The organism is Cellulomonas sp. NS3 (assembly GCF_024757985.1).
Lineage (GTDB): Bacteria > Actinomycetota > Actinomycetes > Actinomycetales > Cellulomonadaceae > Cellulomonas_A.
This window is the reverse complement of record NZ_CP103289.1, coordinates 3626687-3651182: the sequence shown is the minus strand read 5'-3', so window position 1 is coordinate 3651182 and position 24496 is coordinate 3626687. Positions and strand designations below refer to the sequence as shown.

Sequence of the window (24496 nt, the reverse complement as noted above, 5' to 3'; positions counted from 1 at the left end):
GGGACGCGACGCCCCGGGCCGGGGCAGAATGTCGGCTGTGCCCCACTTCGTGCGCCGGACGGCCGTGCCCCTCGCCGCCGCCCTGACGCTGCTCGTGGCGCTCGCCGGCTGCACGGGCGGCGACCCGGACGCCGCGCCGTCGCCCAGCGTCACGGCCACCCCGACGCCGAGCCCCACGCCCACCCCGACGCCCACGCCCACGCCGGCCGTGCCGTTCGAGATCGGGACGCCCGCCGCGCTGACGCCCGAGAGCACGCGGCTCGCGCGCACCGACGAGGCGGTGCTGCAGAAGAACGCCGGGTTCGACCCGGCGGGCGAGCGCTACACCGAGTCGCAGTGGGCGTCGACGGTCGTCGACGTCGCGGCCGCGGACCCCGCGGAGATCGCCACCGTCGCCGGCCCCGAGGCGTTCGACCCCGCGACGTCGCAGGCGTACTACGTCCGCACGAGCCACCGGCTCGTCTGGGCGCGCGGCAACAGCGACGCGTCGTCGCTCGCGCCGCCGCACGTCCTGGGCTGGGGCGCGGACGGCACGGGCGCGGGCGACCTGCTGCCGATGGGCCTGTTCGCGCCGTGCCAGACGGACCCGCTCGACGAGCCCGCGGTCGACGCCGAGGTCGCCGCGTGCACCATCGCGGTGCTGCCCGCGGGTCAGCCGATCGGCTACGTCGGCGTCGAGGGCAACCCGCAGGTCACGCGCGACGCGCACGCCGCGGTGACGTCGGTCCCCGTGGTGTGGGTGCTCGAGGGCTGACCGCGCGGCGCCGACCCGGCCCGCGCAGCACGCCGCCCGGTGCACGACCCTCGGGCCGGGCACCGGGCGGCGTGCGTCGGATCAGCTCGCGCGCGCGGACGCGACCCGGACCAGCAGGTCCGCGGCGAGCCCGTACTCCCCGACGAGCAGCGCGTGCTCGGCGTCCGCGAGGTCGGCGGCCCAGCCCTCGGGCGCGTCCGTCCCCGCGTCGACGACCCGCTGCTGCGCGAGGTCCCGGAGCACCGACGTGAGCGTGTTCATCTGCTGCCACGTCACGGCGTCGCTCCCGTCGAGCCGGTTCGCGGCCCGGGCGAGCGTCCGGAGCACGGCCCGCTCGTTGCCGACCTCGCCGGTCTCGGTCCAGTCGCCGCGCGCGAGGGCCTGGTCGATGTCGCCCACGGCCCGGCGGACCGTCCGGTCGCGCGACGACTCGAGCTCGGCCCGCAGCGCCTCGAGCCGGTCGAGCGCGGAGTCGGTGCGCAGGCCCCAGCCGAACGGCAGCTCGGGGTCGTACTCGGCGTCGCCGACGTTGATCGGCTCCTGGTCCTGCGTGCGGGGCCAGGTCTGCCCCAGGCGGCCGGTGAACGCCGCGTCCCCGAACAGCACGTCCGCGACGCCCGCCCCCTCCGAGCCGGGCAGCCAGGACGCGACGAGCGCGTCGACGTGGCCGTACGGGTCGGCGACGACGTTCGGGCGGCCGGAGACGACGAGCACGACGCACGTCTCGATCGCGGAGCACACCGTGTCGACGACCGCCTGGTCGCCCGGCGTGAGCGTGAGCTGCTTGTTCGGCTCGCGCGGCACGCCGCCGTCCGAGGGGTCCCACGGCCAGCCGGGTCCGCCGACGTCGCCGTAGCCCTCCGAGTACGGGGTCTCGCCGACCACGACGACCCCGACGTCCGCGCCGTCGGTCGGCGCCGAGGCGTCCTCGCTGAACGTGACCTGCGCGTCCGGTGCGACCTCCTCGATGCCCCCCCGGATCGTCGTGCCGGGGATGAGGTCCTTGACCGGCTGCCCCTGCCAGGTGACGGTCCAGCCGCCGGCCTGGATGCCGATGTTGTCCGCCGCGCGGCCCGCGAGGTAGACGTTCGCGTCCTTCGCGAGCGGCAGCACGTCGCCGGTGTTCCGCAGCAGCACCTGCGACTTCGCGACCGCCTCGCGGGCGACCGCCCGGTGCTCCGCCGAGCCGATGTCCGCCTGACCGGCGCGGTCGGTGTACGGGTGCTCGAACAGCCCGAGCTCGAGCTTCTGCTGCAGGATGCGGCGCACCGCGTCGTCGATGCGCGCCATCGGGACCCGGCCCGCGCCGACCTCGCCCATGAGGGTCGCGATGAACGGGTCCGGGGTGTTGGGCTCCATGAACATGTCGACTCCCGCGTTGACGCTCGTGCGGACCTGCGTCGGGTAGTCGCCGGGGATCTGCTCGATCGCGTTGTAGTCGCTGATCACGAACCCGTCGAAGTCCTGCTGCCCCTTGAGCCACCCCGTGATCAGCTCGGTGTGCGCGTGCATCTTGAGCGGGTCACCGACGCCGTTCTCGGTCCAGTCGACGCTCGAGTACGACGGCATGACGGTCCCGGCGCGGTACTCCCGCACCGCGGGGACGTAGGGCGCGAGGTGCAGGCGCTCGAAGTCCCGCCGGCTCGTGACCGCGACCCCCTGGTCGATCGTGTACTCGCCCGTGGTGCTGCTGCCGAACTCGGTGCCGCCGTCGCCCGCGAAGTGCTTGACGGACGCGAGCACGCGGTCGGGCTGGTCGAGCTCGCTGCGCTGCGGCCCCTGGAGCCCGTCGATCGCGGTCTCGTTGAGCACGACGAGCGCCGGGTCCTCGCCGAACGACTCGTACGTGCGGCCCCAGCGGAGGTCCCGCGCGACGCAGATGCACGGCGCGAACGACCACTGCGGCCCGGTCGCGCGGGTCTCGGCCGCGGTGACGTGCGCAGCCTCCTCGACGAGCGCCGGGTCGCGCATCGCGCCGAGCCCGATGTTGTGCGGGAACACCGTCGCGCCCACGAGGTTGCCGTGGCCGTGCACCGAGTCCACGCCGTAGAGCAGCGGGATCGACAGCCGGGTCGACAGCGACTGGGTCTGGAAGCCGTCGACCATGTCGGCCCACGCCTCCGGGGTGTTCGGGGTCGGGGTCGAGCCGCCGCCCGAGAGCAGGGAGCCGAGGGCCAGCGACGCGACGCGGCCCGGCGTCGCGGCGACGTTGGCCCGCTCGGCCTGGGTCATCTGGCCGACCTTCTCGGCGAGCGACATGCGCCCGAGCAGGTCCGCGACGCGCTCCGCGACCGGCAGGTCGGCGTCGAGGTACGGGAAGCCGTTCGCCTGGATCGCGACGGTCGCGCCGCCGCTCACCGTGACGTCGGGCGTCGTCGTGCTGAAGGTCAGCGGGACGGTCTCGGTCGTCTCCGCGTCGTCGTCGGCCGTCAGCGTGACGGTGACCTCCTGCGTCGCGCCGGACGCGGCACCCGCCGCGAACGTCACGGCGCCGCCGGTCTCGGCGTAGTCGGCGCCCCCGGTCGCGGTGCCCGTCCCGGTCGAGAAGAACACGGTCACGTCCGACCCGAGCGCGGTGCCGTCCGCGGTCGTCGCGGTGAGCGTGACGGTCGCGGTGCCGCCCTCGGCGGCCGTGACGAGCGCCGACGGCGTGACGGTCACGGGGCCTGCGGCGTGGGCCGCAGGAGCCCCGACGAGCACGAGCGGCACCGCGAGGGCCCCCGTGCAGAGTGCGGCGACGCGTCGCCGGACGGTTGTGAGCACGAGCATGAGCCCCCCAGCCCTCGACCCTCGCGTGCACGTCGTCGGGCACGCGGTGCGGCGACCGCACCCGCTCATGCTTCGGCGGCGGTCGACGGCGTGTCAACGGGTGCGGACCGCCCGCTCGGGCGGTGGTCGAACGCGACCGTCCCTCGGTGCCCGGACCGGCGTTCAGCCGCGGACGCGGACCGCCTCGATGCCGCACTGGACGGGGTACGACTCCGCGCACGCGGAGGACACCCACACGTCGACCTCGTCGCCGTCCTGCAGGTCCGCCGTGGTGATCGGCTCCCCGTCGGCGTCCACGACCACGGTGTCCTCGTCGCCCACGAGCCCGAGGCGCTCGAAGTACCGGTCGGACGGCTTGGTCAGCTCGAGGTCCTGGACGACTCCCGTCACCTCGGGCTCGCGCCCGGGCAGGCGGTCGCCGCTGCACCCCGAGGCGACGGCCACCAGGGCGAGGACGGCGACGAGAGCGGCGGCGGGACGCGTCCGGGGCATGCGCGGATCGTCCCGCGGCAGGCGCGTGCGGGCTAGTGCCCCGCGCCGAGCTGCCCCGCGAGCCGCTCGTGCCGGCGGGCGCTGTCCGCGTCGAGGTTCACGATCGTGACCGTCGTCCCGCGCGCGGCGTACTTGGTGGTGATCGCGTCGAGCGCGGCGACCGTCGAGGCGTCCCAGATGTGCGCGTCGACGAGGTCGATGACGACGTGGCCCGGGTCGCCCGCGTAGTCGAACTGGTAGACGAGGTCGTTCGAGGATGCGAAGAACAGCTCGCCCGAGACCGCGTAGGTGCGGGTGCCGTCGTCGCCGGTGTCGACGACCGTGACCTCGGTGAGGTGCGCGACCCGCCGGGCGAACGCCACCATGGCGACGAGCACGCCGCAGACGACGCCGTACGCGAGGTTGTGCGTCGCGACGGTCACCGCGACGGTCGAGAGCATGACGACCAGCTCGCTGCCCGGCATCCGGCGCAGGGTCGACGGCCGGATCGAGTGCCAGTCGAACGCCGCCCAGGCCACGAAGATCATCACCGCGACGAGCGCGGCCATCGGGATGACACCCACGAGGTCACCCAGCCCGACCACCAGGACCAGCAGGAACACCCCGGCGAGGAACGTCGAGAGGCGCGTGCGGGCACCCGACGCCTTCACGTTCATCATCGTCTGCCCGATCACCGCGCAGCCGCCCATGCCGCCGAAGAACCCGGTGACGACGTTCGCGACCCCCTGGCCCCACGCCTCCCGCGTCTTGTCCGAGTGGGTGTCGGTGATGTCGTCGACGAGCTTGGCGGTCAGGAGCGACTCCAGCAGCCCGACGATCGCCATCGTCACCGCGTACGGGGCGATGATCCGCAGCGTCTCGAGGGTCAGCGGCACGTCGGGGAGCAGCAGCGTCGGCAGGCTCTCCGGGAGCTCGCCCTCGTCGCCGACCGTCGGCACGGTGATGGCCGCGGCGACCGTGACGACCGTCAGCACGAGGATCGCGACGAGCGGCGCGGGGACCACGGTCGTCAGGCGCGGCAGCCCGAAGACGATCACGAGCCCGGCGGCGACGAGCGCGTAGACGGTCCACGGCACGTCCACGAGGTACGGGAGCTGGGAGAGGAAGACGAGGATCGCGAGCGCGTTGACGAAACCGACCATGACGGAGCGCGGGACGAAGCGCATGAGCCGCGCGACGCCCAGCGCCCCGAGCACGACCTGCACGAGCCCGCCGAGGATCACGGTCGCGATCAGGTAGTCCTGCCCGTGCTCCCGGGCGACGGGTGCGACGACGAGCGCGACGGCGGCCGTGGCGGCGGAGATCATCGCCGGGCGCCCGCCGACGACGGCGATGGTCACGGCCATCGTGAACGACGCGAACAGCCCGAGGCGTGGGTCGACCCCGGCGATGATCGAGAACGAGATCGCCTCGGGGATCAGCGCGAGCGCCACTACGAGCCCGCCCAGGACCTCGGTCCTGAGCCGGCGCGGCGAGCGGAGGGCGCGCAGCACGGAGTCGGACTCGCCGGCCTCCGGGACGTGGGGCCGGGCGGGGGCGGTGGGCGCAGGGGAGGTCACGGGGTCCTTCGTCGTTCGGGGCCCGGAGGTCCGGCCCGGGACGTGGTGAGCCGGGCGGCGCGGCGTGCGCGCGGATCTCGCTGGGGGCGGGGGGAAGCGGCGCGGGCGGCGTGCGACGCTGTGGCCGACGTCGAGTCTACGGGGCGCGGGTCGGCGAGCGGCGCGTGCGGACGTGCGCCGCAGCGGGGCGGAGGCCGACCGTCCGGGCGCCGACGTGCTGCGCGAGGCGGAGCGCGGCGGCGCTCACCGTCACGCACCGGGCGGCCGCGCGGGCCTCGACGTGTTCCGGGTCGAGGGGACCGCGCGTGAGGCCCGGCGGAGCACGGCGGGTCCTGACCGCCGCCGCGCCACGCTGTAGGGCGGTCAGGCGGCGGTCAGGCGGCGGTCAGGCGACGGGCTGAGGCTCGGGCACCCGCGGAGCCGCGTCGCCGTCGAGCACGGGGGAGCGGCGGAAGCCGCGCGTGATCAGGTAGACGGCGAGGCAGATCTCCCACGAGAAGATCGGGACCGCGCCGAGCCCGGTGATCACCGACACCTGGTCGTACAGGCCGAACATCACGCCCGCATTCGTGGCGAAGACGAGCGGGCCGCCGACGAGCCCGAGCACCGCGATGGGTCGCGGCACGAGCCCGGACCGGAGCAGCAGCGCCGCGAGGACCACCGTGTTGGTCCCGCACACGAAGCCAGGCCCGACGAGGAATGTCCAGTCGTGCAGCGCGACGAGGCCCTCGGCGAGCGCGACCGTCTCCGGGCCCGGCGCGCCCGCGAGCGACTGCCGGACCGTGACGAGCGCGAGCAGCGGCACGACGCCGACCGTGATGACCGCGGCCTCGAGCGTCCGCAGCGCCGCGTAGCCGAGCGCCGCTCCCTCGTGCTGCCGCCTGACCACCGGGAAGAGCGTCACCGCGGTGCCGATCACGGCGAGGGCCAGGACGACCTCGAGCAGCGAGCCGAGCAGCACCGGACCGTCGGCCCCGGTGCCCGCGAGGAACCGCTCGGGCTCACCGATGTCGCGGTAGAGCAGCACCGCCGTGATGGAGGTGACGTGGGTGAGCAGGTACAGCGCTCCGGCGATCACGGCGGTTCTTCTGGTCCCGGGCACGGTGTCTCCTCGATTCGGAAGGTGTACGGCGTACACCTTGATGTCGAGGAGGCTAGGCGTACGCTGTACACCCGTCAAGGGCGAGCACTCGTCCGGCCGAGAGGGGGCGTCGTGGCGGAGCGGACGGACGCGGTGCGGCGCGAGCGCCTCGACCGGGACCGGGTCCTGCGGGCGGCCGTCGTGCTCGCGGACGAGGACGGCATCGACGCCGTGAGCATGCGGCGGCTCGCGCAGGTGCTCGGGGTCGTGCCGATGGCCCTGTACAAGCACGTGGCCCACAAGGACGCGCTGCTCGACGGCATGGTCGACGCGGTGCTCGGCGAGATCGACGCACCCGACCCGACCGTCGGCTGGGCCGAGGCCGTCCGCGCGCGCATCCTGTCCGCCCGCGAGGTCGTGCTCCGCCACCCCTGGGCGCGCCGGGTCATGGAGTCGCGGGCCGCACCCACGCCGGTCGTGCTCGCGTACATGGACTCGACCATCGGGACGTTCCTCGCGGGCGGGCTCTCCGTCGACCTCGTGCACCACGCGATGCACGCGCTCGGCAGCCGGATCTTCGGGTTCACCCAGGAGCTCTACGACACCGGCCCCGGACCCACCCCCGAGGACCTCGCCGCGCTCGGCCCCCAGGCGCAGGCCGCGATGCAGCAGCTGGCGGCGATGTTCCCGAACGTCGCCACGGTGGCGACGAGCCGGCCGCACGACCCGAGCAGCGTCGTCGGCTCGGGGTGCGACGACCGGTTCGAGTTCGAGTTCGGCCTGGACCTGCTGCTCGGCGGGATCGAGCGGCTCCACCGGCGGGGCTGGTCGTCGCTCGGCGAGGTACCGGCCTGAGCGACGGGTCGACGCCGCCGCGCGGACCCCGCCCGACGCCGTCGCCGGACGCCCGCCCCCGGTTGCCGCGAGCGCGCAGCCGGGCTACCCAGGGACGGGACGACGCCGTCGCACCGACCCGGGAGGAACCATGACCGAGACCGCCGGAAGCCCGACCCCCAGCCCCGCCGAGGACTCCGCGCCGTTCCCGCAGCGCGCGATCGTGACCGGCGCCGACTCCGGGATCGGGCGCGCCACGGCCGTCGCGCTCGCGGGACCGGGGCGGCACGTCGGGATCACCTGGCACGCCGACGAGGCCGGCGCCGAGGCGACGGCCGAGGAGGTCCGCTCGCGCGGCGCGACGGCGCACGTCCGCCGGCTCGACCTGACCGACGCGCCGTCGGGCGCCCGCGTCGTCGACGAGCTCGCGGACGCGATGGGCGGCGTCGACACGCTCGTCCTCAACGCCGGCACCGGCACGTCGACGCTGCTGCTCGACCTGACGTACGAGGACTGGCGCGAGGTCGTGTCCGTCGACCTCGACGGCGCGTTCTGCTGCCTCCAGGCGGCCGCCCGCCACATGGTCCGGGCCGGCCGCGGAGGCAGGGTCGTCGCCGTCACGAGCGTGCACGAGCACGCGCCGCGCGTCGGCGCCGCGCCCTACTGCGCGGCGAAGGGCGGGCTCGGGCTGCTGGTCAAGGTCGCGGCGCTCGAGCTGGCGGAGCACGGCATCACGGTCAACGCCGTCGCGCCCGGCGAGATCGCGACGCCGATGACCGGCCAGGAGGACGAGGCGGTCGTCGAGGGCAAGCACCGGCCCGGCATCCCCGTCGCGCGGCCCGGCGACGCGCGGGAGATCGCGGCCGTCGTGGCGTTCCTGTGCTCGCCCGACGCGGCCTACGTCAACGGCGCCTCCTGGGCGGTCGACGGCGGCATGCTCACGATGGGGCCCATGGCGGGCTCGCACCTGCAGTCCGACGACTGGCGGCGGCCCTAGGGCCCCACGGATCGGGCCACCCGATGCAACGGTCCGCCCGCGCCACCCGTTGACAGGGTGTACGCACCGCCGGACAGGCGACGATGCGGCGACCGGGAGCAACGGAGACGACGGTGGCCGGAGGAGCTCGTGACCAGGTGCTGGTGAACCTGGTGCGCGCCCGCGGCGAGGCCCTCACGCGCTACGCCTACGTGTACACGGGCGACATGGCCGCGGCCCAGGACCTCGTGCAGGACGCACTGGTCAAGGTGTTCGTCCGCAGCCGGACGCGGTCCGAGCCGGAGGCGCTCGAGGCGTACGTCCGGCGCGTGATCGCGACGACCTACATCGACGGGTACCGGCGCCGGCGCACCTGGGACGGCCTGCGGCACCTGCTCGCCCGCCGGGACGACGACCAGGCCGTCGACCCGACGGTCACGGCGTCCGACCGCCTCGACCTGCGGGCGGCGCTCGCGGCGCTCGGACGGCAGGAGCGGACGGCCGTCGTCCTGCGGTTCTACGACGACCTCACCGTGCTGCAGGTCGCGGAGGTCATGCAGGTCGCCGAGGGCACCGTCAAGCGGTACCTCAGCAACGCGCTGCACCGTCTCGAGGCCCGCCTCGGCACGCTCGACCCGCTCGACGGTGACGAGCGCTCGCTGCTCGTCGCCCGCGAACCGCGACGCACCGCCGCACCCGTCCACGACCCGCGACGCACCTCGAGGAGCTGACATGGGCTACGACCTCCGCCGCGGCCTGCACGACCTCGGCGACCAGCCCCCGCAGGGCGGGACCCCGCTCGACCCCGGGCGCGTGCTCGGACGCGTCCGGCGTGCCCGGGCCGCCCGTGCCGCCGCGGTCGGCGTGACGAGCGCCGCCGCGGTCCTGGGCCTGACGCTCGTGGTGCAGGCCCTCCCGCTCACCGACGACGACCCGAGCCCCGGGCCGGCCGCCACGAGCGAACCGGCACCGAGCCCCACGCCGACCGCCACCGCGCAGCCGTCGCCGACGCCGTCCGTGACGCCGAGCCCGACGGCCGAGGTGCCCGCGCCGGCGGCCGTCCTGCCGCTCGTGGCCGTGACCGCGCAGGGCGAGGTCGTGACGCTGGACCCCGCGACCGGGGAGCGGCTGGCCACGCTGCACACCGGCATCGACGTCGGCGACGCCATGGTCGACGTCACGATGGACCACGCGCGCGGCGTCGTCTACGTCGCCCAGCGACCGGCGGACGGGCAGTCGAAGGGCGAGATCCTGCGCATCCCGGTCGGCGGTGGGGCGGCGGAGCTCCTCCTCGCGCGGGCCTGGTCGCCGTTGCTCAGCCCGGACGGGACCTTCCTCGTCGCGCACGCGGTGGACCCCACGACGAACGCGTCGTCGCTCGCGATCGTGGACGTCGAGAGCGGGGACGTGCGCTACCTGCCGCAGGTCGACGACTACGCCGGACGCTGGTTGAGGCCGTACTCCTGGTCACCCGACGGCGCCACGCTGTACCTGAGCATCGGCGCCGAGGAGTCCTCGGGCCTGCGCACCCTCCCGGTCGACGCGACGTCGCTCGACGAGGCGGGCGGGATCTCGCCGAGCGCGGGGGAGCAGTGGGAGACCACCGTCCCGCTCGGTCCCGACCTGCTCGCGGTCGCCGTGCGCGGCGAGGGGTGGGAGCCCGCGACCGACGAGTTCGGGCTGCGCCTGGTCGACCGCGCCTCGGGCGCACCGGTCGACGAGATCGACGGGGCGCGCGGGCGGTGGGCGCGGGACCTCGTCGCGACGAGCGACGGCGGGCTCGTGGTCCTCGTGGGCACCTGGAGCGCACCGACCCCGGAGCTCACGTACGACGGGCTCTACCGGTGGGACGGCGCCGAGGGGCTGGTCCTGCTCGCCGAGGGCATCGTCGCGGTCGGCGGGTGACCGGAGCCGCTCCGACCCGCACCGCCGGCCGGCGCCGCAGACGCGAACCACGCGGCTGCGGCGCCGGCTCGCCGTCCGATCCCCGCCAGCCGTCCGGCCCGCGACGACCTAGGGTCGCGGCGTGACCGACGCACGCCAGACGACGACCCCCGACGACGATCGGGCCGCCCCGGGCCCCGTCCCGGCCGCGACCTCCGCACCGGCGGCGTCCGGCGGGTGGCTCGGCAGCTACGCGCTGCTCGCGGTCATGTGGGGCTGCTCGTTCGCGTTCATCGCGCTCGCGCTCGACGCGCTGACCCCGATCCAGGTCGCGTTCTGGCGCATCGCCGTCGGGGCCGTGACGCTGCTCGTCATCGCGGCGGTCACCCGGACGCCGCTCCCGCGCGACGCGCGGACGCTCGGGCACCTGACGGTGCTGGCGCTGCTGGTCAACGCCGTGCCGTTCACGCTGTTCGCACTCGGGCAGCAGTCGGTGTCCTCGGTGCTCGCGGGCATCATCAACGCCGCGACGCCGCTCACGACGCTGCTGTGGGTGGCCCTGTTCTTCCGCGCGGAGCGGCCGGGGCCGGCGCGGGCGTCGGGTCTCGTGCTCGGGTTCCTCGGGCTGCTCGTCGTCATGGGCGTGTGGCACGGGCTCGGGACCGGCCAGCTCAGCGGTGTGCTCGCGTGCGTCGGCGCGATCACCTGCTACGGCCTCGGGTTCCCGTACACCCGGAAGTTCCTCTCCGGCACCCCGTACCCGCCGGTCGCGCTCGCGGCGGGGCAGATCGGGATCGCCGCCGTCGTCATGACCCCCGTGGTCCTCGTCAGCGGCGTCGCCCCCGTGGGGGAGGTCACGACGGCCGTCGTCGTGGCGGTGCTCGCGCTCGGCGTGCTCAGCTCGGGCGTGGCGTTCATCCTCAACTTCCGCGTGATCGCCCGGGCCGGGACGACGACCGCGAGCTCGGTGACCTACCTGACGCCGGTCGTGGCGGCGGCGGTCGGCGTGCTCTTCCTGGGCGACCACGTGACGTGGAACCAGCCGGTCGGCGCGGTCGTCGTGCTGCTCGGCGTCGCGATCGCGCAGGGCCGGCTGGGCCGGGGGCGCGCCGGGACCGGTCGTCGGAGGCCGTCGCTACGGTGACGTGATGGGGATCGAGGTCGTTCCTGCGCTGGGCCGCTACGAGGACGCCGCGCTCGTCGTCGGGACGCAGAAGCCCGGCGCCGGCGCATGCTGGTGCCAGAGCTACCGCGACGCGCGGCTCTCCAACACGGAGCGGCCCGAGGCGCTGCGCCGCCAGTGCGCGGACGAGCCCGGGCCCGGCGTGCTGGTCTACGTGGACGACGAGGTCGCGGGCTGGTGCTCGGTCGCTCCCCGCAGCTCCTACCGGCGGCTGATGCGCTCGCGGACCATCCCGCTGCTCGACGACACCCGGGACCCGTGGAGCGTCGTGTGCTTCGTGGTGCGCGCCGGGTTCCGACGCCGGGGGCTCATGCACGTGCTGCTCGCCGGTGCCGTCGAGCACGCGGCCGCGCACGGCGCCGAGGTCGTCGAGGGGTACCCCGTCGAGACCGGCGGCACGCGCGTCGACGTCGTCTCGGGGTACGTGGGGACGGTCGAGCTGTTCGAGGCCGCGGGCTTCCACCGCGCCTCGCGGACGACCGCGCACAGCGGGCACCGCGAGCGCTGGCTCGTGCGTCGGGAGCTCACGGGCGCCGCGCCGGGCTGAGCGTCGTCGCGGCGCGCCGCCCGGCTACCCGCACCCGCCCGGACGGGACGGCGAGGCGCCTCTCGGGGCGACGCCTCGGTGGACCCCGACCCGGCTACCCGCCCGCGCCCGCCACGACGCCGTCCGCGGGAGCGGTGAGCGCGCCGGCGTCCTGCTGGTCGCCGGTCGGGGCGTCGGCCGGCGCGGGCACGTCGGCGGGTGCGTCGGCCGGCGGGTCGGAGGGCTCCGGGGCCGGCGGCGCGGGGTCCGCCGGAGGTCCGGACGTCGGCGTCGGCTCGGGCGTCGTGGGTCCGGGCGCGGGCGCGGCGGGTCCCACGGGCCCCGGCACCGGTCCGGGCGGCGCGACGGGACCCGGGGCCGGCGCCGGTGCCACGGGTGCCGGGGGAGCGACGGGCGGGTCCTGCGGGCGCGCCGGCCGGAGCGCACCGAACACCCCGCCGGGTGCGCCGCCGTACTCCCAGTGCCACGGCTCCGCGGGCCCGACGCCACCCGGGCCGGCCCACCGCGGGTGGTACCAGCCGTGCTCGGCGGCGTGCGCCTTCATCCACAGGTACCCGGGCCGGTCGAACTGCCCGACCCCGCCGAAGCCCGCGAGGTCCACGGCGACGCCGCGTCCGTGGTTCGACCGCCCGGGCGTCGCGGCGAGGCCCGGCTTCGCGGCCTTGACCGCGACCTGCGCGGCGAACGTGCGGTAGCTGTCGGTCACGCGCAGCGGCTCCCCGAGGTCCCGCTCGTACGCGGCGGCGAGGCGGTCGAACGCCGCGGCGGCGTCGCAGCGCAGCAGCGCGCGGGGGTTCGAGGCGAGCGGGCACAGCGTGTGCAGCGGGATCGCGCCGTTGGGGTACGGGTCGCCCGACGGGTCGACACCGCCCGGCAGGTACGTGCCCGACGACGCCGTCGCCGGCCCGGGGGCACGCAGCCCGGCAGGCGGCTGGGCCGTCGCGAGCAGGGCGTCGAGAGCGTCGAGCCGTGCGGCGGCGTCGCGCGCGGCCGCCTCGACGACCGACCGCAGCAGCGCGACCCGCTCGGCGGCCGCCTCGACCCGGCGCGTGAGCGTGGGGTACTGCGCCCGGAGCTCGAGCGTGTCCGGCGTTCCCGCACGGGTCAGGGGTGCACCCCCGCGGCCCGCACCGCCGAGGTCTGCACCGTCGACGTCCGCGCCGCCGAGCCCCGCGCCGCCGATCCCGGCGCCGCCCGGGGCGACCCCGCCGAACGTCCCGCCCGGTGCCGGGGTGGCCGCGTCCGACGAGACCGCGACCGCACCGCCGCCGGGCCCCCGGAGCGCGGCACGTCCGGCACGCGTGCCCAGCAGCGCCGGCTCGGGGGCGTCGGCCGTCGCCTGGAGCGTGCGGGCGAGGTGCGCGACGGCGCCGTGCAGCTGGGCGACGAGCTGCGGGTCGACCCCCGGGTAGGCGTGCACGGACGCGCTCTCGACGGACTCGAGCGTCGCCAGCGCCGTCGCGCGGGCCCGTGCGTGCTCCGCCCGGGCGTACGCGGCGCCCTGCGCGGAGAGCCGGGCAGCCTGCGCGTGCGTGGACCGCACGTCCGCCGGGGCGCCGGCCGGGCGGGAGTCGGCCGCGGTGGTCGAGACCGAGGACCCGGGACCGGCCTCCGCGGGGCTCGTGAGCCACGGCCAGCCACCGCCGCCGAGGACCAGCACGACCAGCACGGCGAGCACCGCCGCGCGGACCCGCGTGCCGGCGTGGGGCAGCCCCGCCCGGTCCGCGAGGACGGCGGAGCCGGGGACCACCCGGGCCGGCGCGGGCGACAGGGGCCGGCCCGGGCGCGGCGCGAGCGGTGGGCGTGCGGGTCGGCGGCGCGGGACGTCGGTCATGGTGTGCCCCCTGGGCGGACGGGTGCGGCGGGTCGGTGCCGCGTGAACTTCCTTGACACCCCGGAGCGCCGACCAGACGATGAAGGATCGGGCGCGGTCGGCCCGCTCCTTCCGGGGGCGTGATGGGGGACGTGGGCACAGGGGGCACGACGCTCCCGCGGGCACGACGGTCGGTGCCGCGGGTGGCCGGGGTGCGGCGCGCCCGCCTGCTCGCCGCGCTCGACCGCGTGCTCGTGACCCGGCTCGGCCTCGTCGTCGCCCCGCCCGGTGCGGGCAAGACGACCCTCATGGCGCACTGGGCGCACACCGTCGCGGCGGACGTCGCGTGGCTGCGCGTCGAGCGCGAGGACGTGGCGCCCGGCCGGCTCGTCGACCGGCTCTCCCAGGCGCTCGGCGAGGTCCTCGACCTGCCGTCGGGCGCGTCCTCGTCCGAGGAGCTCGCCGTCGCGATCGAGCGTCGCACCGCGCCGCTCGTGCTCGTCCTCGACGACCTGCACACGATCGCCGGCTCGCCCGCCGAGGCGGTGGTCGAGCGGCTCCTGCTGCTGGCTCCGGTGCACCTGCACGTCCTCATGGGATCGCGTCGGAGGCCCGGGATCAACCTCGTGCGCTCCGAGCTCCCGACCGCCGTCCACGTGACGGGCGAGGACCTCGCGATGCGGGCGCCCGAGGTCCAGCAGCTCTTCCGCGACGTCTACGCCGTACCGCTCGGGGCGGACGACGCCGCGGCCCTCGCGCGGCGCACCGCGGGCTGGCCGGCGGGGCTGCACCTGTTCCACCTCGCGACCGCCACCCTCGGGGCGACCGAGCGCCGGACGGCCGTCGCCGCGCTCGCCCAGCGGTCCCGGTACGCCGAGGACTACCTCGCGCACGAGGTGCTGCAGACGCTGCCCGGGCAGCTGCGCCGCTTCCTCACGAGGACCTCGGTCCTGGAGACCCTGACGGCGGAGCGCTGCGACGCGCTGCTCGGCACGCCCGGGACCAGCCGGCGCCTGCTCACCGAGCTCGAGCGCCTGACCTCCACCGTGACGCGCGACGGTGACGGGGTCCGATTCCGCTGCCACGAGGCCGTGCGCCGCCACCTCGAGACCCAGCTCCAGGAGCAGCTCGGCTCGACCCAGGCGACCCGCTGGTGGCAGCAGGCCGCGCGGGTGTGCGAGCAGGACGGTGCGCCCGCCGAGGCGCTGCGGCTGCACGCGCTCGCCCGCGACTGGGACGCCGTGCGACGCCTCCTGCACGTCGGGGGCATGCCGCTCGTGCGGTCCGCCGCGCACGGCCTGGGTGACCTGCTGCCGGTGTGGCTCCAGGAGGACGACCCGTGGGCGTCGCTCGTGTTCGCGAGCCGGCTCCTCGAGGACGGGAGCCTCACGACGGCCGCGGCGGTCGCCGACCGGGCGCGGACCCGGCTCGTCGAGGACCCCGTCGGCTCCGCGTGGGCGGTCCGGGTCGCCGCTGCCGCCCGCACGTGGCTCCCGGGCGCCGGCCGCGAGCCCGCCCCGGAGGACTGGGTCGGTCTGCTGCGGGAGGCCACGCGGCGTGCGCCGCAGGAGGCCGCCGGACGCGCCGGGCCGCTCGACGACGAGCACCGCGACCTCGTGCGCGGGCTCGCCCTGGTGCTCGCCGGGAACCTGGTGGAGGCGCGACCGCTGCTCGAGGAGTGCGTGCAGCGGCCCCACGCCGACGTGCGCACGGGGCTCACGGCCCGCCTCGCGCTCGCGACGCTCGACGCGCTCGGCGGCCCGGGCCCGCTGGCGGGCGCCGCGCTCGACCGGGTGGTGTCCCTCGCGGACCGGCACGGGCTGGGCTGGTGGGTGCGCGTCGCGCACGGGGTCGCGGTCGCGCTCGTCCCGACGCCGGGGGTCGAGGCGGAGAAGGCCGTGGACGCGCTCGTCGAGGAGGCCGACCGGCGCGGGGACCCCTGGGGCGCGGCGGTGGTCGCCTCGGCCGCGGTCGCCGCGCAGCTGCGCGCCGCGCGGCTGCCGCCCGCGCAGCTCGACCGGGGGCTCGACGAGCTGTGCACGCGGTGGCGTGCTCTCGACGCGGGCGTGCTCGAGGCCTGGGCGCGGTCGCTGCACGCGGTGGTCGCCGCCACGGGGGACCTCCCGAACGCCGAGCCGGCCGCCGAGTCGGCCGAGGCCTTCGCCCGCGCGGCCGGCGTCCCCGGGGCGCTGTGGGTCGCCTACGGCGCGCTCGCGCTCAGCCGGCCCGCCGAGCGCGACGAGCTCCTGGAGCTCGCGTCCGCGTCCGCGTCGGCGAGCGGGTTCGGGCCGCGGCCCGCGGGCTGGGAGCCGGCGCTGCGGGTCGTCCTGGACCCGCTGCCCGGCACGGTCACGGCGCCCGAGCCCGCGGGGCTCCCGGCCGCCGGGCTCGCGGTCGTGCGGCCCGGGCCCGAGCCCGCCGTGACCGGGCCGTTCGAGGTGCGCTGCTTCGAGGAGTTCCGGCTGCTCGTGTCCGGGGTGCCCGTCGGGCTGTCGCGGATCCGGCCGCGGGCGCGCTCGCTGCTGCGGCTCCTCGCGCTGCACACCGGCCGGCTCACGCACCGCGAGCAGCTCGCGGACACGCTGTGGGGCGAGCTCGACCCGTCCGCCGCGCTGCACGGGCTGCAGGTCGCGCTGTCGAGCCTGCGCACGCTGCTCGGCTCGGCAGGTGTCACGACGGCGATCGTCGTGCGTGACGGCGACGCGTACGGGCTCGTGCTGCCCGAGGGCTCGTCGTGCGACCTGCACGTGTTCGACGGGGCGCTCGCGGCGGCCGCACGAGCCCGGTCCGGACCGGGCGACGGCGACCGGGCGCGGCGTGAGCTGCGCGCGGCGCTCGACGTGTACACCGGCGAGCTGATGCCCGAGGAGGGACCCGCGGAGTGGGTCGTGAGCGCGCGCGAGCAGTACCGGGTCCGCGCCGCGGAGGCCGCGGCGACGCTGGCCGCGCTCGAGCTCGCGCGCGGGGACGCCACCGCCGCTGCTTCGGCGGCGACGCGCGGCGTCGAGATCGACCCGTACCGGGACGACGCGTGGCGCGCGCTCATCGAGGCGAGCCGGCTCGCGGGGGACCACGCGACGGCCGGGCGCGCGCAGCGCCGGTACGACGAGGTGCTCGCGGGGCTCGGGCTGCCGCCGACAGCCGACGTGCCCGTGCCGGCCGTCCCCGGCGGCCCGCGCGAGCCTGCCGCGCCCGACCGCGCGCACGTCAGGTCCTCCCCAGGAACTCGACCTCGCCCAGCGACACCGACGCGCCCTCGGGTACCGGGTACGCCGAGACCACCGTGAGCCGCGCGGCGACCACGTCGTCGACGCCGACCGGGAACTCCTGGCCGCCCGCGGCGTCCGCGAGCTGCAGCTGCTCGGTGGTCTGGGCGCCGTCGGCCGTGAGCAGCGTGAGGGCGACCTCCTGCGGGCGGCCCTCGGCGAGGAACTCGGGCTGCTGCGTCGAGGCCCCGGAGAAGATCCGGACGTACGCGAGGCGGAACGGCTCGTCGAACCGCATCTCGAGGAACTCGCCGGTGCCCTCGCCGGGCTGGGCGGGCGTCCACGACTGGTTCGTCGCCCCGTCCATCGCGGCCTCGGCGCCCCGCCCGTCGGCCGCGCTCGACGCGACGACCTCCGCGGGGTTCACGGGCCCGTTGCCGACGACGCGGTCGACGACGGTGTCGTAGACGTCCGAGATCCGCTCGCGCTGCGACCACAGCCCGCCCACGAGCAGCACGAGGACCGCGGGGACCACGACCCAGCGGGCGCGGAACGGCCGGCGGGGCACCCGGGGCCGGGCGCCGGCGGCGAGCTCGCGCGGGCGGCGCGTCGTCACGCGCGTCCACCAGGACGGGCGCGGCACGACGGGCGCGTCGACGAGGCTCTCGCCGCAGCGTCGGCAGAACTTGCGCGACGCGACGTTGCCCGCGCCGCACTGCCCGCAGACCTGGTCGCCGGGCGCCGGCGGCGGCTCGTCGGCCGGTGCGGGGCGGGCGGCGCGGGGCTTGGGCGCGCGGGCGCCGGGCAGCACGGGTGCGGGGCCGTCGTTGCGGGGGCGCGGGTCCGGCGGCGGGTCGGCCGGGCGCGCGAGGAGCGCCTCGGCGCGTGACCGGGTCGTCGACGCCGGGGGTGCGGCCTCCGGCGGGGTGGTGACCGGCGGGGTGGTGACCGGCGGGGTGGTGACCGGCGGGGTGGTCACGCTCGTGGGCGCGGCGGTCGTGGGCGCCGCGCCGGTCGCGGGCACGGCTGCGGGCGTCCGGGGCGCGGACGACGACGGCACGGCCGTCGCGGAGGTCGCGCCCCGGGCGGGCTCGGGCCGGCCGGTCGACGGCGCCCTGACGGTCGCGGCGGGCGCCGGTGTGACGGGTGCGACGACCGGGTCGGCGGCGGGCGTCTCCTCGACGCGCTCGCCCTCCCACGCCAGGTAGGCGCCGCACTCCGCGCAGAAGTGCTCGTCGTCCTGGTTGCGCGTCCCGCACGTGGTGCAGATCAGCACGGCTCCTCCTCGGTGCAGGCCTCGACGACCACGGTGTGGGGGACGTGCGCGGGCTTGACCGCGCTGACGACCCGGTCGAGGCGACGGATGTCGACGGCGGCGGGGTCCGGGACCCGCACGCGGACGGTCAGCGCGAGCTCGGGCGTGCCCGGCAGCGCGGTCCCGGGGCTCGCGGACCACCGCGTGCCGCCCGAGTCGACGACCTCGACGTCGCCGCGCGCACCCGCGCCGTCCGACAGGCCGAGACCCAGCGCGAGCCGCACGGCGTCCTCGATCCCGGGGCGCGTGCCGCGGCGCCGGTGCAGCGAGGCCGCGCCCGCGACGATCTCGCGGCTCTGCGCGAGGCCCCACGCGTCGTCGAGCTCGATGCCGACCCACTCGCCGACCCACGACAGGAAGTCGGGCGGCGCGAGGCGCGGGTCGACGTAGCACTCGAGGCGGTCGATCGTGAGCAGCACCGGGGCGAGCACCTCGTCGAACGCGCCGACGAAGCGCCGCACGAACTCCTCGTCCTGGTAGACCGCCGGGAGCCGGTCGACCAGCGCGACCGGGTTGGTCAGCCCCGGCACCGTGCCGCGCACGTCACACCCCCGCCGCGACGCGCACGCGGTGCTCGAACGAGAACACGAGCGCGTGCGGGTCGAGCTCGAGGCGCTGCACGGGCGCGCCGCGCTCGCCGGTGAGCGGGTCGGCGGCGAAGAGCTGGACGTCGTCGACGATCTCGGTGCCGGGCAGGCGCTGGAGCACCGCGTAGACCTCGCCGGCCTGGACGGGCCGCCCGAACGGCCAGCCGACGCCGTCGGGCCCGCCGGTCAGCGGGTCGAGGTAGCGGTGCAGCGCCGTGAGCGCAGCGGCGCGCAGGCCGTCGGTCGCGACACGCGGCCGGGCGGTGAGCCGGGCCACGACCGTGACGCCCTGGTAGTACGGGGGCTCGACGAGCACGCGCGCGCCGACCGGCCGCCGCTCGTCGAGGTGCTGGGCGACGACCGCGAGCCCCTCGTCGGACGGCACGAGGTCCTCGAACCGCAGGACCCCGGCCTCGTCGGGCACGGCGGACGGCACCACGAGGACGCGCAGCCCGTGCGCGTCGGGCCCGGCTGTCGCGGGGATGCAGCGCACGCGGGCGATGCCGGGGGCGGCGCGGCGGGCGAGCTGCTCGTAGTCCTCCGCGGTGACCGCGCGGTCGCGGGTGCGCAGGGCCAGCGGACCGCGCTCCTTGGCCTGCTCGACGGTCTCCCCGGCGACCCCGCCGAGCGCGGCCCGGCGGTTCTCGACGCGGTCGACGAACGGCACGGGCGTGCGCAGGACCGCGATGACGCGGGCGGCGACGTTGCCGTCGGGCCCCCCGCCGGTGCGGTACGCGGGCACGCGCAGCGGGGCGCCCTTGGGCGGGACGGCGCCGTACGCGTGCAGGGTGCCGTCGGCCTCGCGGACCGCGGGGGGCAGCTGCACCTCGCCCGTCGCGCGGTCCACGCGCACCACGCGGTCCTCGGGACCGGAGCCGGCGAACGAGTCGACCTCGGTCCACTCGGCCCAGCCGGACCCGTCCGCGACCTCGACGACGAACCGGCGCCCGTCGGGGACGACGGGGTGGTGCTCGAGCGTGAACACCTGCCCGGGCACGCCCTCGGAGAGGCCGAGGACCTCGTCGAGCACGGTCGAGGCGTGCACCGCGGGGACCGTCCCGCCGATCGTGAACGCGCTCGCGGCTCCGATCGTCGGCGAGGCCCCGTAGGCCGGGTAGCCCTCGACGGGCGGCACGACCCGGCAGCGCAGCCAGCCCGCGCGCAGCTGGCGCACGACCGACGCGGTGTGGCTCGCGGGCACGTGCAGCACGACGTCGCCGCGCCGGTTCAGGCCGCCGGTCGCGTCGCTGTCGACCTCGCAGCGCCGCCACGCCGCGCCGTCCCACGCCTCCCAGACGAGCGGCGGGTGCCGCGGGTCGACGCCGACGCCGCGCACGTCGCAGTCGAGCCGCACGACGACCGCGCAGCCGGGCGCCGCGTCGTCGAGCCCGAGCAGCACGACGTCGTCGACCTGCGGCGTCGGGGCGAACGCCGCGAAGTCGACGTGCGAGGCGAGGTCGTCGTCGTGACGCACGGGCTCGGCGCCGGACGCCTGCGTGAGCACGTGCACGAGCCGGCGCGGCGGGACCGTCAGGCGCGTGCGGGTCGAGAACACGACCGCCTCGTCGTCCTCGGTGCGCCGGGTCGAGACGGCCGTCCCCGCCTGGACGACGACCGGCTCGGGCTGCGGTGCGGACAGCCAGAACGTCACGTCCACGGTCGCGGCCGTCGGCGGGTGCAGCTGCACGCCGAGCAGGTCCAGGAACGTCACGTAGAGCCGGTCCGGGACGCGGTTGAGCCGGTACACGAGCTGGTCGACCATGAACGCGAACGCCTCGATGAGCGTCACGCCCGGGTCGGAGACGTTGTGGTCGGTCCACTCGGGGCAGCGCTGCTGGACCAGGCGCTTCGCGTCGTCGACCAGGTCCTGGAAGCGCCGGTCGTCGAGGTCGGGAGCGGGGAGCACTCTCACGCACCACCTTCGTGCTCGGGGATCACATAGAACGGGAAGACGAGGTTGCGCGGGTCGTTGGTGCCGCGCAGCGCGTAGAGGACCTCGATGAACAGCACGCCGTCGTCGACGCCGTCGAAGTGCACGACGACGTCCTTGAGGTCGATGCGCGGCTCCCAGTGCTCGAGCGCGACCCGCACCGCGTACGCGATGTCCCCGGCGGTCGCGGCGTCCGCGGGGGCGAAGACGTACTCGTGCACCGCGCAGCCGAACTCGGGGCGCATCGGCCGCTCGCCCGGCGACGTCGCGAGGATCAGCCGGATGCTCTCCTCGATCTCGCGCTCGCGCGTCACGAGCGCGATGCGCCCGGTCGGGTCGGTGCGCACGGGGAACGCCCAGCCGGCGCCGACGAACTCCTGCCCCACGTCCTCGTCCCCCTCCACGGGCGCGCTGCCGGGTGACCGGCGGCGGCGCCGTCAGTTGATCTTGACCAGCGAGCCCTTGACGGTCGTGACGCCGCTCGACGAGAGCTCCGCGGTCCCGTCCGCCGTGACCTTGACCGTGGCGCCCTTCAGCTCGAGCGCCCCCGTCGCGGTGAGCGAGACCTTGACGCCCTTGACGGTGACGTTCCCCGCCCCGGTGCTCACCTCGACGTCCTTGTCGGCCGCCACCGAGACCGACCCGGTCGAGACGATCGTGATACCGGCCTGCGGCTTCTGGGTGAGCGTGATCTTCTGCGCGCCGCCGTCGGTGCTGAGCGTGAGCTCCTCGCCGTCGGGCGACTCGAGGAGCTCGACGAGCATCCCGGTGCGGCTCACGAGGGCCCGGCGGCGGACGGCGCCGTCGGTCGCGCCGACGTGGTCCGACCACGGCTTGTCGGGCTTGTCCTTGCCGTTGTAGAGCCCGCCGAGCACGTAGGGCTGCTGGAAGCTGCCCTGGCCGAACGCGACGAGCACCTCGTCGCCGACCTCGGGCAGCAGCACCGCGCCGCGGCCGTCGCCGGCGCCGAGCTGGACCGTGCGCGCCCACCAGCTCTCGTAGGCGTCCGAGAGCACCGGGAAGCGGACCTTGACCCGCCCGCGCTCCTCGGGGTCCTTGAGGTCGGTGACCTGCGCGGTGACGACCCCGGGGAACGGCGCACCGCCCGCGCCGCCGCTGCCGAGCCCGCCGGTCGTGACGCCGTACAGCGAGCGCTCCGAGGTGTTCCCGACGGTGAACGACGTCAGGTACCCGGAGTCCTGCGCGAACTCGTGCCGGGTCGCGCTCAGCGTGTACCGCCCCTCGAACGGCGCACCGACGTTGACCAGCCGCACCGCGGTGCCCGCCCGCAGCGCGGGGTTGCCCCGCGCGACGCCGTCGAGCTCGGCGAAGCCGCCCGCGAGGTGGTCGGACAGCGCCGCCGCGGCGAGGTCGCACTGCTTCTGCTCGCCGTACGTCGATGCGGCGACGACGAACCGGGGGCTGTCGAACGTCGAGGCCAGCGCCGCGGGCGTCACGTCCCCGAGCTCGGCGCTCGCGGTCCTCGCCGGGGCGACCGCGACGAGCTCGCGCTTCGCGCCCACGTCCCACCCGCGCACCTCGACGTCGGGCACCTGCCCGGCCGACGTGACGGTCGCGCGCAGGTGCACCAGGTTGACGCCCTGCTCGAGCACGAGCGGGTCCTGGCGTGCGCCGGCCGAGCCCCCGGGGGCCCGCGACGCGGGGGTCGCGCGCGTGAAGCTGAGCTTGCCGTCCACGACCGCGACGACGGCGCCGACCTGGTCGGCGAGCCCGCGCAGGAACGTCCAGTCGTCGATGCCGTCCTGCGCGACGTGCTCGAGCACGCCACCGGGCCCGTCGATCGTGCCGACGGCGATGCCCGCGCGCTGGGCGACGGTCCGGGCGACGTCCGAGGCCGTGACGTTGACGTAGGCCTCGACGCGGCGGCCCCGGAACAGGCGGTGCGACAGGTCGAGCCCGCGCACCACGGTGTGCTGGCCCGACGGCGACACGTCGAGGTCGAGCGCGGTGACCTCGCCGGTCACGAGCGGGACCGGCCCGCCGGGCGTGCTCGCCTGCATCAGGACGCGCACCTTCGCGCCGATCGTGATGCCGGCCTTGGCCAGCACGGCCGAGCCCGGGTCGCTGAACCGCAGCACGAAAAGGTCCGGCACGATCGTCGAGTCGTCGACGAACGCCGACACCAGCAGCGCCGCGACGTCGTCGGGCAGCGGACGGCCCTCGACCTCGACGAGCGGGGTGGTCGCGTGCTCCTCACCGTGCGGCACCGGAGAGCTCCTTCCCTGCGGTCCCGGACATGCCCGTCGCGCTGGCGGCGGCCGCGGGCCGGGTCGCCCCGGCGGTGCGCGCCACCGACGCACCCGGCGGCAGCCCGCCACGCGGGCCGTGCAGCTCGTCGAGCGACGGCAGCAGCAGGTGCCGCCCGGGGCGTAGCCGCATCGGGTCGTCGATCTCGTTGACCTGCGCGACCGCCCGCCACAGCGCCGCGTCCCCGTACTCCCGGTACGCGACGCCCGCGAGCGTGTCCCCGTCGACCACGACGTGCATGCGCCGCGGTACGAGGCCGCCCGAGGTGGGGTTCTGCCCCGGCGGCTCGCCCGCGAGCTCCTCGAGCGTCACGGTGCACACCGCGCGGATCGGCATGCCCTCGGCGGTGAAGAGCGTGTACTTCGCCGCGACGCTCGACAGGTACGCGAGGAAGCTCGTGAGCGGACCCCAGCGGAACAGCACGAACGGCGGGGAGCCCTTCTTCTGCTGGTGCGACGCCTTCGTCGGGACGCAGCACTCGAAGAGCAGCTCGACCCGGCTCACGACGCTGCTCGACTGCGTGTCCGACGCGTCGAAGAACATCTCGAGCGTGAGCTTGCCCGGCTGCGGCCCGTTGTACTGCGGCGGGCCGCTCTTCTTGCTGTTGCGGCTCGTCCCGCGCCCCCACGACGCCGTCTTGGTGAGCGCGAGCTCCTTGGGGTTGAACTGGAAGTCGAGCCGGTGCAGCTCCGGGCCGGCCTTCGTCAGCGAGCCGTCGGTCGAGGGCTCGCAGATCGACAGGTACGCGTGCTCGAGCTTGCCGGGCTTCGGGGCGGTCGGCGCGCCGACGGCGCCGGGTGCGCCGGTGGAGGTCGCGGTGGCCATCGGGTCAGCCCTTCTTCCCGGGTCGGAAGCCGTGGTGCGCGATCTCGACGGTCTCGGTGAGGACCTTCGGCTGGTCGGCGTTGAGCGAGGGGCCGGTCCAGCGCACCGGGACGACGCCCTGCAGCTCCCACTCCGCGACGACCGTCCCCTTCGCGGTCATCGCCTGGATGTGGCCGGTCGCGAGCGTGTAGCCCGACGCCATGCGCGAGAACAGCGCGGAGACCTTCTCGCTCTGCTTGCCGAGCGGGCGGGAGAACTTGATGTTCGGGTACTTCAGCCGGGTCGGGAGCTGCCAGACGAGGCCGTTGTTGCCGCCCTCCTCACGCGTCTCCATGACGACCTCGCAGCCGAGGCCCTCGCAGCTCGTGAACGAGCCGAGCGGCGCACCGTCGATCGTGACGACGAAGTGCACGCTGACCGCCGTCTGCTCCTCCGGCAGGACGAGCTGGACCTGGGGCATCGGGGTGCTCCTC

The 24496-nt window shown here is 76.2% G+C and carries 20 protein-coding genes; 8 read left to right on the top strand and 12 right to left on the bottom strand.

All coding sequences use genetic code 11. From position 1 onward, the window contains the following. Positions 1 to 37 precede the first annotated feature (37 nt). A complete protein-coding gene (locus tag NXY84_RS16520; RefSeq protein WP_258724132.1) occupies positions 38 to 754 on the top strand; it encodes a hypothetical protein in 717 nt (238 codons plus the stop codon). A gap of 81 nt (positions 755 to 835) precedes the next feature. On the opposite strand, the gene NXY84_RS16515 is transcribed toward NXY84_RS16520, so the two are convergent. The 4 genes from NXY84_RS16515 to NXY84_RS16500 form a co-directional block, all read right to left on the bottom strand. Continuing rightward, on the bottom strand, positions 836 to 3523 hold the full coding sequence (locus NXY84_RS16515) for a glycoside hydrolase family 3 protein (protein ID WP_258724131.1): 2688 nt from the start codon (positions 3521 to 3523) through the stop codon (positions 836 to 838). A 162-nt stretch (positions 3524 to 3685) separates the two neighbouring features. Then, positions 3686 to 4015: a hypothetical protein gene (locus NXY84_RS16510; RefSeq protein WP_258724130.1), complete on the bottom strand. Its 330-nt coding sequence runs from the start codon at positions 4013 to 4015 to the stop codon at positions 3686 to 3688. A 32-nt stretch (positions 4016 to 4047) separates the two neighbouring features. Then, positions 4048 to 5574: a SulP family inorganic anion transporter gene (locus NXY84_RS16505; RefSeq protein ID WP_396126266.1), complete on the bottom strand. Its 1527-nt coding sequence runs from the start codon at positions 5572 to 5574 to the stop codon at positions 4048 to 4050. Between the two features lie 385 nt (positions 5575 to 5959). Further along, positions 5960 to 6652, bottom strand: a complete 693-nt coding sequence (locus NXY84_RS16500) for a DUF4386 domain-containing protein (RefSeq protein ID WP_258724129.1) — start codon at positions 6650 to 6652, stop codon at positions 5960 to 5962. A gap of 135 nt (positions 6653 to 6787) precedes the next feature. Here NXY84_RS16500 and NXY84_RS16495 point away from each other — a divergent pair, with 135 nt between their 5' ends. The 6 genes from NXY84_RS16495 to NXY84_RS16470 all read left to right on the top strand — a co-directional run bounded on the left by NXY84_RS16495 (position 6788) and on the right by NXY84_RS16470 (position 12079). Beyond that, positions 6788 to 7510, top strand: coding sequence for a TetR/AcrR family transcriptional regulator (locus tag NXY84_RS16495; RefSeq protein ID WP_258724128.1), 723 nt, complete (start codon positions 6788 to 6790; stop codon positions 7508 to 7510). A 130-nt stretch (positions 7511 to 7640) separates the two neighbouring features. Next, positions 7641 to 8486, top strand: coding sequence for an SDR family oxidoreductase (locus NXY84_RS16490; RefSeq protein ID WP_258724127.1), 846 nt, complete (start codon positions 7641 to 7643; stop codon positions 8484 to 8486). Positions 8487 to 8599: 113 nt separating this feature from the next. Further along, the gene (locus tag NXY84_RS16485) at positions 8600 to 9196 is read left to right on the top strand and encodes an RNA polymerase sigma factor (protein ID WP_258724126.1); all 597 of its coding nucleotides are present in this window, start codon (positions 8600 to 8602) and stop codon (positions 9194 to 9196) included. 1 nt (position 9197) lies between these two features. Next, on the top strand, positions 9198 to 10370 hold the full coding sequence (locus NXY84_RS16480; protein ID WP_258724125.1) for a hypothetical protein: 1173 nt from the start codon (positions 9198 to 9200) through the stop codon (positions 10368 to 10370). Between the two features lie 121 nt (positions 10371 to 10491). After that, positions 10492 to 11493, top strand: a complete 1002-nt coding sequence (locus NXY84_RS16475) for a DMT family transporter (protein ID WP_258724124.1) — start codon at positions 10492 to 10494, stop codon at positions 11491 to 11493. Between the two features lie 4 nt (positions 11494 to 11497). After that, entirely contained in the window at positions 11498 to 12079 is a 582-nt protein-coding gene (locus NXY84_RS16470) for a GNAT family N-acetyltransferase (protein ID WP_258724123.1), read from the top strand. Positions 12080 to 12173: 94 nt separating this feature from the next. Here NXY84_RS16470 and NXY84_RS16465 read toward each other — a convergent pair whose 3' ends face one another. Further along, a complete protein-coding gene (locus tag NXY84_RS16465) occupies positions 12174 to 13913 on the bottom strand; it encodes a M15 family metallopeptidase (RefSeq protein ID WP_258724122.1) in 1740 nt (579 codons plus the stop codon). A 191-nt stretch (positions 13914 to 14104) separates the two neighbouring features. On the opposite strand from NXY84_RS16465, the gene NXY84_RS16460 reads away from it, so the two are divergent. Beyond that, entirely contained in the window at positions 14105 to 17179 is a 3075-nt protein-coding gene (locus tag NXY84_RS16460; RefSeq protein WP_258724121.1) for a BTAD domain-containing putative transcriptional regulator, read from the top strand. Here the strand turns inward: NXY84_RS16460 and NXY84_RS16455 are convergent. From NXY84_RS16455 to NXY84_RS16425, 7 genes are read right to left on the bottom strand one after another with little or no spacing between them, the layout of a single operon-like run. Then, the gene (locus tag NXY84_RS16455) at positions 17100 to 18374 is read right to left on the bottom strand and encodes a zinc ribbon domain-containing protein (protein WP_258724120.1); all 1275 of its coding nucleotides are present in this window, start codon (positions 18372 to 18374) and stop codon (positions 17100 to 17102) included. The two genes, NXY84_RS16460 and NXY84_RS16455, sit on opposite strands and share 80 nt — an antisense overlap. Continuing rightward, positions 18368 to 18955 carry a phage tail protein gene (locus tag NXY84_RS16450; RefSeq protein ID WP_258724119.1) on the bottom strand — a complete coding sequence of 196 codons (588 nt, stop codon included), beginning with the start codon at positions 18953 to 18955 and terminating at the stop codon, positions 18368 to 18370. The genes NXY84_RS16455 and NXY84_RS16450 overlap by 7 nt, the downstream gene beginning before the upstream one ends. 1 nt (position 18956) lies before the next feature. Then, positions 18957 to 20912 (bottom strand): putative baseplate assembly protein, encoded by a 1956-nt coding sequence (locus NXY84_RS16445; protein ID WP_258724118.1) that lies wholly within the window; start codon positions 20910 to 20912, stop codon positions 18957 to 18959. Then, positions 20909 to 21334, bottom strand: coding sequence for a GPW/gp25 family protein (locus NXY84_RS16440; RefSeq protein WP_258724117.1), 426 nt, complete (start codon positions 21332 to 21334; stop codon positions 20909 to 20911). The genes NXY84_RS16445 and NXY84_RS16440 overlap by 4 nt, the downstream gene beginning before the upstream one ends. Before the next feature lie 33 nt (positions 21335 to 21367). After that, positions 21368 to 23158, bottom strand: coding sequence for a VgrG-related protein (locus NXY84_RS16435; RefSeq protein ID WP_258724116.1), 1791 nt, complete (start codon positions 23156 to 23158; stop codon positions 21368 to 21370). Continuing rightward, complete coding sequence (locus tag NXY84_RS16430; protein WP_258724115.1) at positions 23145 to 24023, bottom strand: LysM peptidoglycan-binding domain-containing protein; 879 nt, start codon at positions 24021 to 24023, stop codon at positions 23145 to 23147. Before NXY84_RS16430 ends, NXY84_RS16435 begins: the two co-directional genes overlap by 14 nt. A 4-nt stretch (positions 24024 to 24027) precedes the next feature. Next, positions 24028 to 24483, bottom strand: coding sequence for a phage tail protein (locus NXY84_RS16425; protein ID WP_258724114.1), 456 nt, complete (start codon positions 24481 to 24483; stop codon positions 24028 to 24030). Positions 24484 to 24496 lie beyond the last annotated feature (13 nt).